General features: G+C 61.2%; 14 protein-coding genes. 5 read left to right on the plus strand and 9 right to left on the minus strand.

Translation table 11 applies throughout. The features are described from left to right. Positions 1-11: 11 nt before the first annotated feature. A complete protein-coding gene (gene rpsB / locus DWB67_RS03100; RefSeq protein WP_119806009.1) occupies positions 12-794 on the minus strand; it encodes a 30S ribosomal protein S2 in 783 nt (260 codons plus the stop codon). Positions 795-1,082: 288 nt separating this feature from the next. On the opposite strand from rpsB, the gene eda reads away from it, so the two are divergent. Both eda and DWB67_RS03110 read left to right on the plus strand, forming a co-directional pair. Next, the gene (gene eda / locus DWB67_RS03105; RefSeq protein WP_119806010.1) at positions 1,083-1,727 is read left to right on the plus strand and encodes a bifunctional 4-hydroxy-2-oxoglutarate aldolase/2-dehydro-3-deoxy-phosphogluconate aldolase; all 645 of its coding nucleotides are present in this window, start codon (positions 1,083-1,085) and stop codon (positions 1,725-1,727) included. 7 nt (positions 1,728-1,734) lie between these two features. After that, positions 1,735-2,937, plus strand: a complete 1,203-nt coding sequence (locus DWB67_RS03110; RefSeq protein WP_119806011.1) for an MFS transporter — start codon at positions 1,735-1,737, stop codon at positions 2,935-2,937. Positions 2,938-2,940: 3 nt separating this feature from the next. On the opposite strand, the gene xseA is transcribed toward DWB67_RS03110, so the two are convergent. Continuing rightward, on the minus strand, positions 2,941-4,503 hold the full coding sequence (gene xseA / locus DWB67_RS03115) for an exodeoxyribonuclease VII large subunit (RefSeq protein WP_119806012.1): 1,563 nt from the start codon (positions 4,501-4,503) through the stop codon (positions 2,941-2,943). A gap of 62 nt (positions 4,504-4,565) precedes the next feature. On the opposite strand from xseA, the gene purD reads away from it, so the two are divergent. Then, complete coding sequence (gene purD, locus DWB67_RS03120; protein ID WP_119806013.1) at positions 4,566-5,822, plus strand: phosphoribosylamine--glycine ligase; 1,257 nt, start codon at positions 4,566-4,568, stop codon at positions 5,820-5,822. 95 nt (positions 5,823-5,917) lie between these two features. Here the strand turns inward: purD and DWB67_RS03125 are convergent, their stop codons facing one another. Continuing rightward, complete coding sequence (locus DWB67_RS03125; RefSeq protein ID WP_119806014.1) at positions 5,918-6,937, minus strand: ribose-phosphate pyrophosphokinase; 1,020 nt, start codon at positions 6,935-6,937, stop codon at positions 5,918-5,920. Positions 6,938-7,023: 86 nt separating this feature from the next. On the opposite strand from DWB67_RS03125, the gene DWB67_RS03130 reads away from it, so the two are divergent. Together DWB67_RS03130 and DWB67_RS03135 are read left to right on the plus strand one after the other, a co-directional pair. After that, positions 7,024-7,623, plus strand: coding sequence for a 2-hydroxychromene-2-carboxylate isomerase (locus DWB67_RS03130; RefSeq protein ID WP_119806015.1), 600 nt, complete (start codon positions 7,024-7,026; stop codon positions 7,621-7,623). Further along, complete coding sequence (locus tag DWB67_RS03135; protein ID WP_119806016.1) at positions 7,620-8,381, plus strand: alpha/beta fold hydrolase; 762 nt, start codon at positions 7,620-7,622, stop codon at positions 8,379-8,381. The genes DWB67_RS03130 and DWB67_RS03135 overlap by 4 nt, the downstream gene beginning before the upstream one ends. Before the next feature lie 15 nt (positions 8,382-8,396). Here DWB67_RS03135 and DWB67_RS03140 read toward each other — a convergent pair whose 3' ends face one another. The 6 genes from DWB67_RS03140 to DWB67_RS03165 all read right to left on the minus strand — a co-directional run bounded on the left by DWB67_RS03140 (position 8,397) and on the right by DWB67_RS03165 (position 13,743). After that, positions 8,397-8,744: an H-type lectin domain-containing protein gene (locus DWB67_RS03140; protein ID WP_119806017.1), complete on the minus strand. Its 348-nt coding sequence runs from the start codon at positions 8,742-8,744 to the stop codon at positions 8,397-8,399. 109 nt (positions 8,745-8,853) lie between these two features. Further along, positions 8,854-9,303: a F0F1 ATP synthase subunit epsilon gene (locus DWB67_RS03145; RefSeq protein ID WP_119806018.1), complete on the minus strand. Its 450-nt coding sequence runs from the start codon at positions 9,301-9,303 to the stop codon at positions 8,854-8,856. 9 nt (positions 9,304-9,312) lie between these two features. Next, positions 9,313-10,737, minus strand: coding sequence for a F0F1 ATP synthase subunit beta (gene atpD / locus DWB67_RS03150; RefSeq protein WP_119806019.1), 1,425 nt, complete (start codon positions 10,735-10,737; stop codon positions 9,313-9,315). Positions 10,738-10,758: 21 nt separating this feature from the next. Next, complete coding sequence (locus DWB67_RS03155; protein WP_119806020.1) at positions 10,759-11,631, minus strand: F0F1 ATP synthase subunit gamma; 873 nt, start codon at positions 11,629-11,631, stop codon at positions 10,759-10,761. 10 nt (positions 11,632-11,641) lie between these two features. Continuing rightward, a complete protein-coding gene (gene atpA / locus DWB67_RS03160) occupies positions 11,642-13,177 on the minus strand; it encodes a F0F1 ATP synthase subunit alpha (RefSeq protein ID WP_119806021.1) in 1,536 nt (511 codons plus the stop codon). Continuing rightward, complete coding sequence (locus DWB67_RS03165; RefSeq protein ID WP_119806022.1) at positions 13,177-13,743, minus strand: F0F1 ATP synthase subunit delta; 567 nt, start codon at positions 13,741-13,743, stop codon at positions 13,177-13,179. Before DWB67_RS03165 ends, atpA begins: the two co-directional genes overlap by 1 nt. Positions 13,744-13,811: the final 68 nt, after the last annotated feature.

Consider the following 13,811-nt stretch of genomic DNA (forward strand, 5'->3'; position numbering starts at 1 on the left):
ATCCGTATGGATCAGGCTTCAGCGGTTGCCTCGGCAGCGGGCGCTTCGTCCAGCATTTCTTCCGGTGCTTCTTCCAGCGAACCCAGATCGACGCCAGCAGCGCCCATCTGTGCCGACATACCGTCCAGCGCAGCGCGGCTGACCAGATCGCAATACAGCGAGATGGCGCGTGCAGCGTCGTCGTTGCCCGGAATGATGTAATCGATGCCATTGGGCGAGCAGTTGGTGTCGACCACTGCAACAACCGGGATGCCAAGCTTTTTGGCTTCCAGAATTGCAAGGTCTTCCTTGTTCACGTCGATGACGAAGATCAGGTCGGGGAGGCCGCCCATGTCGCGGATACCGCCAAGCGATGCCTGCAGTTTGGTCTGCTCGCGCTCAAGCTGCAGACGCTCTTTTTTGGTCAGACCTTCGGCGCCACCGGCCATCGTCTCGTCAATCGCCTTCAGGCGGTTGATCGACTGGCTGACGGTTTTCCAGTTGGTCAGCGTGCCGCCCAACCAACGGTGGTTCATATAGAACTGCGCCGATTTTTCAGCAGCTTCTGCAACAGCTTTCTGTGCCTGGCGCTTGGTGCCGACGAACAGAACGCGGCCACCTTTTGCAACGGTGTCACGGACAACCTGCAAAGCGGATTCCAGCATCGGCAGGGTCTGCGTCAGATCCAGAATGTGGATGCCGTTGCGATCGCCATAGATGTATTCACCCATGCGGGGGTTCCAGCGCTGCGTCTGGTGACCATAGTGAACGCCAGCTTCAAGAAGCTGACGCAACGAAAATTCGGGAAGCGCCATGAGGAGTTCCTTTCCGGTTTGCGCCTTGGCAAGGGATCTCAGGGCGATTGCCCCAACCGGTGGACCTTTGCGGATGTACCCGCAATGCCCGCCCCTGCCTGTGAAGTGTGCGCCCATTAGCCCTTGCCCCGCGCATTTGCAAGGGAATTCCATTCCCGACCGCGCCGCTTTCTGTGGCTTTCGTGGCGATAGCGGTAACAGGCTGGTGCCTTTGCTGTCTGTTTTACTTGCATCAGCGCGGCGTCGGGTTCAGGTTCACCCCGAAATCAACATATCCGAAGGTGCGCCATGACCCCGCAAATCCAGTCACAACAGACCCGTGCCCTGTGCCAGCTGGCCCCCGTCATTCCGGTCATCGTGATCAAGGACGCCGCCAGCGCCGCCGATCTGGCCCGCGCATTGGTCACCGGTGGCCTGCCCGTGCTTGAGGTGACCCTGCGTTCGGACGCGGCCCTTGAATCCATCCGCGCCATGAGCCGCGTCGAAGGCGGTCACGTCGGTGCAGGCACCGTGTTGACCCCGGACGACGCCAAACGCGCCAAAGATGCCGGTGCCAGCTTTGCCGTGTCGCCCGGCCTGACCGACCAGCTGATTCAGGCCTGTTCCGATCTGGAACTGCCCTTGCTGCCCGGCACCGTCACCGCATCCGAGATCATGCGTGCAGCAGACGCCGGTTTTGACATGCTGAAATTCTTCCCCGCCGAGGCTGTGGGCGGCGCCCCTGCCCTGAAATCGCTGGCAGGTCCTTTGCCCAAAATCAGCTTCTGCCCGACGGGCGGTGTCTCGCCCGCGAATGCCGGCAGCTATCTGTCGCTGCCCAATGTCATCTGCGTGGGTGGTAGCTGGATCGTGACCGATGCCGATGTCGCCGCAGGAAACTGGCAAGCGATCGAGGATCGTGCCCGTACCGCAGCCGCCCTGCCGCGCGGATAAGACAGGGATGACCGACGATCTGTCGCGCGCCCGTCGCAATGTCATCATTCTGGTGGCGGCCCAGGCAATTCTGGGCGCACAGATGTCGGTCATCTTTATCATCGGCGGGTTGGCAGGGCAGATCCTTGCCCCCAACCCGTGCTTTGCCACATTGCCCTTGTCGATGATCATCCTGGGATCCGCACTATCGGCCCGCCCCTTGGCACGGTTCATGCAAACGCGCGGACGCAGGGCAGGCTTTCTGCTGGCCGTCACTGCGGGCGGCCTCGGGGCAGCGATTGCGGCCACCGGCCTGTGGATCGGGTCGTTCTGGCTGTTCATGGCGGGTTCGACGCTGACGGGCATTTATATGGCCGCGCAGGGCTTTTACCGCTTCGCCGTGACGGATACCGCATCCGACGAATTGGCCCCCCGTGCAATCAGCTGGGTCATGGCGGGCGGCCTTGCCGCCGCGATCATCGGCCCCGCGATTGTCCGCACTACCAGCGATCTGACAGCTGTGCCTTTCCTTGCAAGCTATGTCGCGGTGATCGGGCTGAACCTGCTGGGGCCGTTCCTTTTTGCCTTTCTGGACATTCCGGTGCCCCCCGCGCCTAAAGCGGGTGCCTCTGACGGTCGACCAATGGGGCAGATCCTGCGCAATCCGGTAATCATCGTGGCGATGATCTGCGGGATGGTATCTTATGCCTTGATGAATCTGGTCATGACCTCGACCCCGCTGGCGGTGGTGGGTTGTGGCTATGCCCCGACGGATGCCGCCAATATCGTCAGCGCCCATGTGCTGGCCATGTTCGCGCCCAGCTTCTTTACCGGCAGCCTGATCGCCCGCTTCGGGGCGCAACGCATCGTTGGCATCGGCCTTGCCATCCTTGGCGCGGCGGGTGCCGTCGCCCTGTCGGGGGCCGAGCTGCCGCAGTTTTTCGGTGCGCTGGTGCTGCTGGGGATAGGCTGGAATTTCGGCTATATCGGCGCGACGACAATGCTGACCCGCGCCCATACCCCCGAAGAACGCGGCCGTGTTCAGGGCATGAACGATTTCATCGTCTTTGGCGGCGTCTTTGTTGCCTCGCTATCGTCAGGTGGCCTGATGAATTGCGCGGGCGGAACAGCACAAGAAGGGTGGAGCGCGGTGAACATGGCCATGCTGCCCTTCCTTGCGCTTGCCGGTGCGTCACTGATCTGGCTGACCCTGCGCGACCGCAGGGTCTGAGGGTCAGATCAGCGTCTTTTGTTCGGGGTCTTTCGGCTTCGACCGCTTGGGTGCCGGCTTGCCCGCAGTATGGACCGTGACACGACCATCGGTGAACTGGACTTCGAATTGCGGGGTCGCCTTGGCGTCCTTGGCTAAGGTCAGCACCCCGTCCGGCCCATGCACCACCGCATAGCCACGCTTCAACGTTTCCTCATACCCCAGCGTCAGGCGCATGCGGTCCAAGCGTGCGACAGCTTCCTTGCGCGATGCCGTGCCACGGGTCATCGCCACATCCAGCCGCTGGCCCAATTCCGTCAAACGCACGGTTTGCTGCGTCACGGCCCGTCGGGTCGTCGTTTCGACCCGCTTCAGCGAAGCATTCAACCGTTCCTGCAATTGGGTCAAACGGTCGCGCGGACGTTCCAGCCTGCGGGACCGCGCCATTGTCAGGCGGCTTTCTAGCCGGTCCATATCGTGACGCTTGGCCGCCGTGAATTGCCGCAGGGTCGAGGCAGGCATGGGCCGTGATGCCAGATGTTGCCGCCGCGTGCGCACCAGATTGCGCAAGGCAGGTTCCAATCGCGTTCCCCAGACATCCAGCCGCTGACGCGCGCTTTCGGTCAGCGCCGCTGGCCGCCCCATCGCCCGCGATAGGTCACGCAGCCGCTGACGTGGGCGGTCGATGTGCTGGGCATTCGCCCGCAACATCCGCACGCCGCTTTCGGCCAGCCGCGCCGCCAGATCGGCCCGCACCGGCACGGCAATTTCCGCCGCAGCCGTGGGCGTCGGCGCCCGCCTGTCCGAGGCGAAGTCGATCAGCGTCGTATCCGTTTCATGCCCCACCGCCGAGATCAGTGGGATCTGGCTGGCAGCAGCCGCGCGCACGACCGATTCTTCGTTGAAACCCCACAGATCCTCCAAGGACCCTCCGCCACGCGCGACAATGATCAGATCGGGGCGCGGGACCGGCCCGCCCGGTTGCATGGCGTTAAAGCCCTCGATCGCCGCCGTCACCTGCGGTGCACAGCCCTCGCCCTGAACGACAACAGGCCAGATCACCACATGGGTCGGGAAACGTTCGCGTAAACGGTGCAGAATATCGCGGATGACAGCGCCCGAAGGCGAGGTCACCACCCCGATCACGCGCGGCAGGAACGGCAACGCGCGCTTTCGGTCCTGATCGAACAGCCCTTCGGCAGCCAGCGCCTTGCGGCGCTTTTCCAGCATCGCCATCAGCGCGCCTTCACCGGCGGGTTCGATCTGGTCGACGATCATCTGGTATTTCGACTGGCCGGGGAAGGTCGTCAGGCGACCTGTGGCGATCACCTCCATGCCTTCTTCGGGACGCTGGACCAGCTTGGAAGCCTGCCCTTTCCACGTCACAGCGGCCAGAACCGCGCGGTCATCCTTCAGGTCGAAATACAGATGCCCCGAGGATGGACGCGACACACGCCCCACCTCGGCGCGGACGCGGACGCGCCCGAACTGGTCCTCGATACTGCGTTTGACGGCACCTGACAGCTGCGACACAGTAAACTCATGCGCGTTGCTGCCGGGCTGGGGGTCGTCGTCGATCAGATCCATGCGGCTTGTTCCCTTTCGCCTGCCAGACTAGAACGCCGCAAGATCAAGCGAAAGGGCGGCTGATGAATATCCTGATCCTGGGCGGTGGCGGGCGCGAACATGCGCTGGCATGGGCGATCCGGCAAAACCCCAAATGCGACCGGCTGATCGTTGCGCCGGGCAACGCAGGCATCGCCGAGGTGGCCGAATGCGCCGCATTGGACATCCAGTCCCGCGCCGAGGTGCTGGAATTCGCCCAAGAAAACGCCATCGATTTTGTCGTCATCGGTCCCGAAGCCCCTTTGGCCGCCGGTGTGTCCAACGCCCTGCGCGACGCGGGCTTCCTTGTCTTCGGCCCCAGTCAGGCCGCTGCCCAGCTGGAAGCATCGAAAACCTTCACCAAAGAAATCTGCGACGCCTGCGGTGCGCCCACCGCCGCATGGGCCCGCTTTACCGATGGCCCGTCAGCGCGCGATTACGTCACCGCCCAAGGCGCACCCATCGTCATCAAGGCTGACGGTCTGGCCGCCGGTAAGGGCGTCACGGTTGCCGAAACCATCGAACAGGCCCATGCCGCCATCGACCTGATCTTCGACGGCGAATTCGGCGAAATGTCCGTCGTCATCGAGGAATTCATGGACGGCGAAGAGGCCAGCTTCTTCATCCTCAGCGACGGCGTGAACTGCCTGCCCGTCGGCACAGCGCAGGACCACAAGCGCGTCGGCGATGGCGATACCGGCCCCAATACCGGCGGCATGGGCGCCTATAGCCCCGCCCCCGTCCTGACCCAAGTCCTGCAGGATCAGGTGATGGAGCTTATCGTCCGTCCGACCATCGCCGAAATGGCGCGTCAGGATATGCCCTTCCAAGGCGTGCTTTATGCAGGGCTGATGATCAAGGACGGTCAGGCGCGTCTGGTCGAATACAACGTCCGCTTCGGCGATCCGGAATGTCAGGCGTTGATGATGCGTCTTGGCGGCCAGATCCTTGATCTGCTGCTGGCCTGCGCGGAAAACCGTCTGGACAGCGTCAGTGCCAATTGGGCCGACGACCATGCCTTGACCGTAGTGATGGCCGCCGAGGGCTATCCGGGCAGCTATGTCAAAGGCACGGCCATCAAGGGTCTGTCCGATCTGCCCCAAACCAGCTTCCAGATGACCTTTCACGCTGGCACTGCCGAAAAAGATGGCCAGACCGTCGCCACAGGTGGTCGTGTCCTTGGGTGCACCGGTCGCGGCGCGACCCTGGCCGAGGCACATGAACGCGCCTATGCCCTGATCGATGCCATCGACTGGCCACAGGGCTTCTGCCGCCGTGACATCGGCTGGCGCGCGCTTTAACTAAAAAGACCGGCGCAGCCATTGCCGCGCCGGTCCCTCATTCGTGTCCAAATATCCCCGCCGGAGGCACCTGTCCTTCCCGGCGGGAACAACGATCAGCTGGTCTGGTACAGACCTTCATAGATCGGCAGCAAGGTATCGGTTTCGAACAACGAACTGACCGAAGTACCATTCCAGATATTCAAGATCGCCTGCGTGAACATCGGCGCAGTTGGCACAATGCGGATATTGGGCGCATTCTTCACCGCCTCGGTCGGCTGGATCGAATCGGTGATCACCAGCGACTTCAGCATTGAGTTGCTGACACGCTCGACCGCCGGGCCCGACAACACACCATGGGTGATATAGGCGTGAACCTCGGTCGCGCCATTGTCGGTCAGAACCTGTGCGGCCTTGCACAACGTGCCTGCGGTGTCACAGATATCGTCAACGATGATACAGGCCTTGCCCGAAACATCACCGATCACGTTCATCTCGGCAATTTCGCCGGCCTTTTCGCGGCGCTTGTCGACGATGGACAAAGGTGCGCCGATACGGGTCGCCAGTTCGCGGGCGCGGGCCACACCGCCAACGTCGGGCGACACGACCATCAAATCATCCATGCGGCCCTTGAAGTGGTGCTGCACGTCCAGTGCAAAAACCGGCGCAGCATAAAGGTTGTCCACGGGCACATCGAAGAACCCCTGGATCTGGGCCGCATGCAGGTCCAGCGTCAGAACGCGGTCGACACCGGCCTCGGTCAGCAGGTTGGCGACCAACTTGGCACTGATGGGCGTGCGGGCCTTCGCGCGGCGGTCCTGACGGGCATAACCGAAATAGGGGATCACCGCCGTAATACGTGCAGCCGACGACCGGCGCAGCGCGTCGGTGATGACCAGCAACTCCATCAGGTTGTCATTGGCGGGGTTCGATGTCGGCTGGATAATATACATATCCTCGCCACGGACATTCTCGTAGACTTCGACGAAAATTTCCTGATCGTTGAAGCGTTCGACACGTGCGTCCAGAAGGCCGACGCTCATGCCGCGATGCATGGACATGCGGCGCGCGATGGCACTTGCCAGCGGTCGGTTGGAATTACCTGAGATCAGCTTGGGTTCGGTCATGACGGGCATGTGAGAATGGCCTTTGGCGGTTTGCGTCAGATTGCAACCGCCTTAGCACCCAGCTAGCCTGCGGGCAAACCTAGAAGGACGTAGCAATGGCGAATATCGACTATTATCTGGGGATGATCAGCCCGTGGTCCTATCTGGCAGGCGACCGGCTGGAAAAAATTGCAGCCCGTCATGGTGCGACGATTACCTATAAACCGCTTGACCTGATGCAGCTGTTCGACCGCACCGGCGGCGCGCGCCCCGCCGACCGCCATCCCAGCCGCAATGAATACCGCAATCAGGAAATTCCGCGTTGGGCAGAATTCCTGAACATGCCGATGCAGATGAAGCCCGCGTTTTTCCCGACAAACATGGCCCCTTCGTCCTATGCCGTCATTGCGGCGCAACAGGCGGGTGGTGGCAATATCGCCGGTCTGGTGCAGGGTTTCCTGCATGCCTGCTGGGTCGAGGATCGCAACATCGCTGATGATGACGTCATCCGCGACCTGCTGACGAAACACGGCTTTGACCCGAAGCTGGCCGACAGCGGGTTGCTGACCGGTGCCGACATCTATTCCCGCAATCTGGACGAAGCAGTGCAATCGGGCGCCTTCGGTTCGCCCTTCTATATTGTGCGCGAAACCGGTCAGCGCTTCTTTGGTCAGGACCGCCTTGACCTGCTTGACCGGCATCTGGCCTCTCTATGACGGCTGTCCACAAACGACATTGGGCGGGCGATCCTGATCGTCCCGCCCTTGCATTGCATTGCATGATGGGCAGCGGGTCCTATTGGGGGCCGATTGCAACCGCGCTGAAAGGGCGGGTCGATCTGCAAGGCTTCGACATGCCGGGGCACGGACGCAGCGATGACTGGTTGCCCGCCAGGGATGACCCCGATTACCACACTGCGGTCACAAGGATCGCTGCCAGCTTCATCGAGCGGCCATTGGACCTGATCGGCCATAGCCTTGGGGCAACCGTCGCCCTTCGCATCGCTGTCGCCGCCCCCGAGGCTGTCCGCAGTCTGACCCTGATCGAACCGGTGCTGTTCGCCGCAGCCCCTGACGCCGCACAGGATGTGCTGGATGACCAAATGCGGGCTGCGTTGGATGCAGGCAATGATCAGGCCGCAGCCCAAGCCTTTCTGTCTGTCTGGGGTGCTGTCCCCGCCAACCTGTCACCGGCCATGCTGCGCCAGATCAGGCTTGTTGCGGACACCGGCCCGACCCTGCGCCATGATCGCGCCAATATCCTGCGCGACGGTGGGCTAGAGGCGATTGATGCGCCGGTTCTCCTGATTTCGGGCCAGAAAAGCCCGCCTGTGATCGGCGCAATTGCCGACGCCTTGGCCGTGCGCTTGCCCGATGTCGGACGCGCACAGGTGCCCGATGCCGGTCATATCTTGCCCCTGACCCATCCTGAACAGGTCGCAGGTCTGATCGCGGTCAATCTGGATAGGGCATAAGTCCATCGCCGGACGTTACAGGATAAAATCCTGTTCGTCCGGCAAGGCACCGATCGCCATCCATTGGATACGCATCCGCGCAACCCGTGTATCGCCCCAAGTGTGGAACACCAGATCGAACCCCGCCGAGGTGACATTCTCGACCAGAAGGTCGCCGCGCTGGTTGCTGCTGACATCAAGATCCCACATGCCAAGCGACAATTGCACAGCCGGTGGCATTAGAAACCGCTCGGAAAACTCGACGCGCTGACGTGCTGTCCGGTCCCCCTGTTCGGTCCACATCGGCCCCTGAGTGTCAAAGTCGGTCACGAGGGTCAGTTCGCCCTGATCGATTCCGACCTCATTCGCATTAAATCTTTGCATTATCATATCCCTCCCCGCGCCTTGGTTTTAGCCGCCCGTCCGGCCAAAAGAAAAGCCCCGGCTTTTGGCCGGGGCTTTTCCATGCGTGTTATTCGGGCATGATGCCAGATCAGTCAGGCACGGTCGACTGGTTCGGATCCAGACCGATGTGCGTCCCGATTGCCTGCATATCGCCAAGCATCTTGACGGTTGCCGTCACGAATTCTTCACCAACGTGGTCGCGGCGTTCCTGTGCGCTGCGATGGGCACGGTGGGCGTCATGCATCATGTCGTTAAAGACATCCTGCGAGACTTCTTCGCGCGGGTGACCACGTTCCGCCAACAAGCTGACGGAATCGGCATTGATTTCGGCAAAGCCACCGGTGACGGCGAATTCGCTTTGCGAACCGTCGGCACCAACAAGGATGACCATGCCGGGACGCAGGGTCACGATCGTCGGCGCATGTCCGGGCATGGCGGTCAGATCGCCATCGGTTCCCGGCAAGCGCACCTCGCGCACGGGAACGGAAGCCAAGCTCCGTTCCGGCGACACAAGGTCGAACTGCATGGTATCGGCCATAATGCCCCCTTACGCGGCTTCGGCAGCCAGACGCTCGGCCTTGGCTTTCACGTCTTCGATGTCACCGACCATATAGAAAGCCGATTCCGGCAGGTGATCATATTCACCAGCCACAACAGCTTTGAACGAAGCAATGGTTTTTTCCAGCGGAACCTGAACACCGTCTGAACCGGTAAAGACCTTGGCAACGTCGAAGGGCTGCGACAGGAAGCGCTGGATCTTACGCGCACGGGTCACGGTCAGTTTGTCTTCTTCCGACAATTCGTCCATGCCCAGAATGGCGATGATGTCCTGCAGCGACTTGTACTTCTGCAGGATGCCCTGCACGTCGCGCGCAACCTGATAATGCTCTTCGCCGACAACACCTGGATCAAGGATACGGCTGTTGGAATCCAGCGGGTCCACGGCCGGATAGATACCCAGTTCCGAAATGGCACGCGACAGAACGGTCGTGGCATCAAGGTGGGCAAAGGTCGTTGCCGGTGCAGGGTCGGTAAGGTCATCTGCGGGAACGTAGACAGCCTGGATCGAGGTGATCGAGCCGTTCTTCGTCGAGGTGATGCGTTCCTGCATCGCGCCCATGTCGGTGGCCAGCGTTGGCTGGTAACCCACTGCAGACGGGATACGACCCAGCAATGCGGACACTTCCGAACCGGCCTGCGTGAAGCGGAAGATGTTGTCCACGAAGAACAGAACATCGCTGCCCGAACTGTCGCGGAACTGTTCGGCCAAGGTCAGGCCGGTCAGTGCAACGCGCATACGCGCACCCGGAGGCTCGTTCATCTGGCCATAGACCAGCGCCACTTTGGAATCGACCAGATTGTCGGGTTTGATAACGCCCGATTCAACCATCTCGTGGTAGAGGTCGTTCCCTTCACGGGTCCGTTCACCAACACCTGCGAACACGGAATAGCCCGAGTGCACTTTGGCGATGTTGTTGATCAATTCCATGATCAGAACGGTTTTGCCCACACCGGCACCGCCGAACAGACCAATTTTACCGCCCTTGGAATAGGGTGCCAGCAGGTCGATGACCTTGATGCCGGTGACCAGAATTTCCGAGCTGGTGGCCTGAGCCGCAAAATCGGGCGCAGGCTGGTGGATGCCCCGACGCTCGGTCACTTCCAAAGCCGCGCCTTCGTCAACAGGCTCGCCCACGACGTTCAGGATGCGACCCAGGGTGACGTCACCCACGGGAATGGTGATCGGGCCGCCGGTGTCGGCAACCGCTTCGCCACGGACCAGACCTTCGGTCGCGTCCATAGCAATCGTACGGACGGTTCTTTCGCCCAAATGCTGTGCAACTTCCAACACCAGCTTCTTGCCATTGTTGTGGGTTTCCAGCGCGTTCAAAATCGCGGGCAGGTGGTCTTCGAACTGCACGTCAACGACGGCGCCGATCACCTGCGTGATTTTACCAGTGGCCTCTGCCATGTTGTTACCTCTGCGTTACGGTCAAAGCGCCTCGGCGCCCGAAATGATTTCGATAAGTTCCTTGGTGATCGCAGCCTGACGCGAACGGTTATATTCGGTCGTCAGTCGGTCGATCATATCGCCTGCGTTGCGCGTGGCGTTATCCATGGCACTCATCCGCGCGCCCTGCTCGGACGCTGCATTTTCCAGAAGCGCCGCAAAGATCTGCGTCGCAACCGACCGCGGCAGAAGTTCGGCCAGCAAGGCCTCTTCTCCGGGCTCGTATTCGTACAGATCATTCGCGGCAGGCGCGTTTTCAGGCACCTCGGCAGGGATGATCCGCTTGGCGGTCGGGATCTGGCTGATCACCGATTCGAACCGGTTATAGAAGATCGTGGCAACGTCGAAATCGCCCGCGTCGAAACGCGACAAGACGTCATCCGTAATCGAGCGCGCGTTTTCATAGCCGACGCGCTTGACCTCGGACAGATCGACGTGATGCACGAACAGGCTGCCGTATTCACGCTTCAGCTGTTCGCGACCCTTTTTACCGACCGTCAGAATGGCCACTTCCTTGCCTTGGCCCCGCAGACGTTCGGCATGCTGGCGCGCCAGCTTGACGATCGAACTGTTGAAACCACCGGCAAGGCCGCGTTCCGCCGTCATGACCACAAGCAGATGACGCTTGTCGTCACCCGTACCGGCCAGCAGGCGCGGTGCGCCGGCCTGATCCGCGGCATTCGCGGTCAGTCCGGCCATCACTGCGGCCATGCGGTCGGCGTAGGGGCGGGCGGCCTCCGCAGAATCCTGCGCACGACGCAGTTTTGCTGCGGCGACCATCTGCATCGCCTTGGTGATCTTCCGCGTGTTCTTAACGCTTCCGATCCGGTTCTTGAGATCCTTGAGACTGGGCATCTATCCCCCCTCAGGCGCGCGTGCGGTTGTATTCGTCCAGCGCCGCCTTGATCGCATTTTCCAGGTCACCCGAAACCTTACGGTCGTTACGGGTCATGTCGTCCAGCAGGTCCGACTTCTGGCTGCGCAGGAACTGGAGCAGGCCATCTTCCCAAGCCACAACGTCGCGCACCGGCACGGCATCGATATAGCCTTTGGTCCCTGCATAAATCACGATAACGATCTCGGCAGTGGTCAGCGGCTTGTACTGGGGCTGCTTCATCAGTTCGGTCAGACGCGCACCACGGTTCAGCAAACGCTGGGTCGCGGCATCAAGATCGGAACCGAACTGGGCAAAGGCTGCCATCTCGCGATACTGCGCCAGTTCCAGCTTGACCGGACCTGCGACGGATTTCATCGCCTTGGTCTGGGCTGCCGAACCAACACGCGACACCGACAGACCAGTGTTCACAGCAGGGCGGATGCCCTGGAAGAACAGATCGGTTTCCAAGAATATCTGGCCGTCAGTGATCGAGATCACGTTCGTCGGAATAAAGGCCGAAACGTCGCCGCCCTGTGTTTCGATGATCGGCAAGGCCGTCAGCGAACCGGCACCGTATTCGTCGTTCAGCTTTGCCGAACGCTCCAGCAGGCGCGAGTGCAGATAGAAAACGTCGCCTGGATAGGCTTCGCGTCCGGGCGGACGGCGCAGCAACAGCGACATCTGGCGGTAGGCAACAGCCTGCTTGGACAGGTCATCATAGATGATCAGGGCGTCCATGCCGTTGTCGCGGAAATATTCACCGATGGCCGTGCCCGAATAGGGGGCAAGGAACTGCATCGGTGCGGGATCGGAGGCGGTTGCCGCGACGACAGTCGTATAGGCCATCGCACCGGTTTCTTCCAGCTTCTTCACCAGCTGCGCAACAGTCGAACGCTTCTGACCGACTGCAACATAGATGCAGTGCAGGGTCTTGATGCCTTCTTCTTCGCGGCCGTTATAGTTCGCCTGGTTCAGGATGGTGTCCAGCGCGATGGCGGTTTTACCGGTCTGACGGTCACCGATGATCAGCTCTCGCTGGCCACGGCCGACCGGGATCATGGCGTCAACCGACTTCAGACCCGTTGCCATCGGTTCGTGAACCGATTTGCGCGGCATGATGCCGGGGGCCTTGACGTCTGCAACGCGACGCTCGGTCGTTTCGATCGGGCCTTTGCCGTCGATCGGGTTGCCAAGGCCGTCAACGACGCGGCCCAGCAGGGCCTTGCCGACAGGAACGTCCACGATCGAGCGCGTGCGCTTGACGGTGTCGCCTTCCTTGATCTGACGGTCATCGCCGAAGATCACGACACCGACGTTGTCGGTTTCGAGGTTCAGCACCATGCCGCGGACGCCGCCCGGGAATTCGACCATTTCGCCGGCCTGGACATTGTCCAGACCGTAGACGCGCGCGATACCGTCGCCGACCGACAACACTTGGCCGACTTCAGCAACTTCGGCGTCTTGACCGAAATTCTTGATCTGCTCCTTGAGGATCGCCGAAATCTCGGCAGCCTGGATTCCCATTATCCGACCTCTTTCATGACATTCTGCAGGGAAGCGAGCTTGGAGCGGACCGAACCATCGATCATCTGCGAGCCCAACTTGACAATCATGCCGCCGATGAGGGTTTCATCGACGCGCGTGTTCAGCTTGATCTTCTTGCCGGTTTTGCCAGCAAGAGTCGTCTTCAGTCGTTCCAGCTGCGCATCATCCAGCGCGATCGCACTGGTGACATCGGCAGTCATCTCTCCGCGTTCCGTGGCGATCATCTGCAAAAGCGCATTGATCAGCTGCGGCAAAACGAACAGGCGCCGATTATTGGACATCAGCTGCAACGTGTTCTTCAGGACCGGCGACAGGCCCATCTTATCGGCGATGCCGGCGATGGCCCGACCCTGCTGGTCGCGCGAATAGATGGGGCTGGTGATCAGATCACGCAGCTCGGCGCTGTCTTGCAGCGCGGCATCCAGATCGGCGGCTTGCTGGGCTAGGGCATCCAGCCCTCCATCTTCCTTCGTAATCTCGAAGACGGCCTGCGCATAGCGTCCGGCGATGCTCTGGGACATGGAAACAGAGTTGGCCACGGTCATCCTTTACGTTTGCGCAAACCCCGTTGGCGGGCCGGATTTCCATCCGGTCTGTCACGGGGTGCGGGTCG

This window comes from Paracoccus sp. JM45 (assembly GCF_003590715.1).
Classification (GTDB): Bacteria; Pseudomonadota; Alphaproteobacteria; order Rhodobacterales; family Rhodobacteraceae; genus Paracoccus.

Coding starts and splice junctions, on each gene's coding strand:
- rpsB (WP_119806009.1), bottom strand. CDS start 794: ATGGCGCTTCCCGAATTTTCGTTGCGTCAGCTTCTTGAAGCTGGCGTT.
- eda (WP_119806010.1), top strand. CDS start 1,083: ATGACCCCGCAAATCCAGTCACAACAGACCCGTGCCCTGTGCCAGCTG.
- DWB67_RS03110 (WP_119806011.1), top strand. CDS start 1,735: ATGACCGACGATCTGTCGCGCGCCCGTCGCAATGTCATCATTCTGGTG.
- xseA (WP_119806012.1), bottom strand. CDS start 4,503: ATGGATCTGATCGACGACGACCCCCAGCCCGGCAGCAACGCGCATGAG.
- purD (WP_119806013.1), top strand. CDS start 4,566: ATGAATATCCTGATCCTGGGCGGTGGCGGGCGCGAACATGCGCTGGCA.
- DWB67_RS03125 (WP_119806014.1), bottom strand. CDS start 6,937: ATGCCCGTCATGACCGAACCCAAGCTGATCTCAGGTAATTCCAACCGA.
- DWB67_RS03130 (WP_119806015.1), top strand. CDS start 7,024: ATGGCGAATATCGACTATTATCTGGGGATGATCAGCCCGTGGTCCTAT.
- DWB67_RS03135 (WP_119806016.1), top strand. CDS start 7,620: ATGACGGCTGTCCACAAACGACATTGGGCGGGCGATCCTGATCGTCCC.
- DWB67_RS03140 (WP_119806017.1), bottom strand. CDS start 8,744: ATGCAAAGATTTAATGCGAATGAGGTCGGAATCGATCAGGGCGAACTG.
- DWB67_RS03145 (WP_119806018.1), bottom strand. CDS start 9,303: ATGGCCGATACCATGCAGTTCGACCTTGTGTCGCCGGAACGGAGCTTG.
- atpD (WP_119806019.1), bottom strand. CDS start 10,737: ATGGCAGAGGCCACTGGTAAAATCACGCAGGTGATCGGCGCCGTCGTT.
- DWB67_RS03155 (WP_119806020.1), bottom strand. CDS start 11,631: ATGCCCAGTCTCAAGGATCTCAAGAACCGGATCGGAAGCGTTAAGAAC.
- atpA (WP_119806021.1), bottom strand. CDS start 13,177: ATGGGAATCCAGGCTGCCGAGATTTCGGCGATCCTCAAGGAGCAGATC.
- DWB67_RS03165 (WP_119806022.1), bottom strand. CDS start 13,743: ATGACCGTGGCCAACTCTGTTTCCATGTCCCAGAGCATCGCCGGACGC.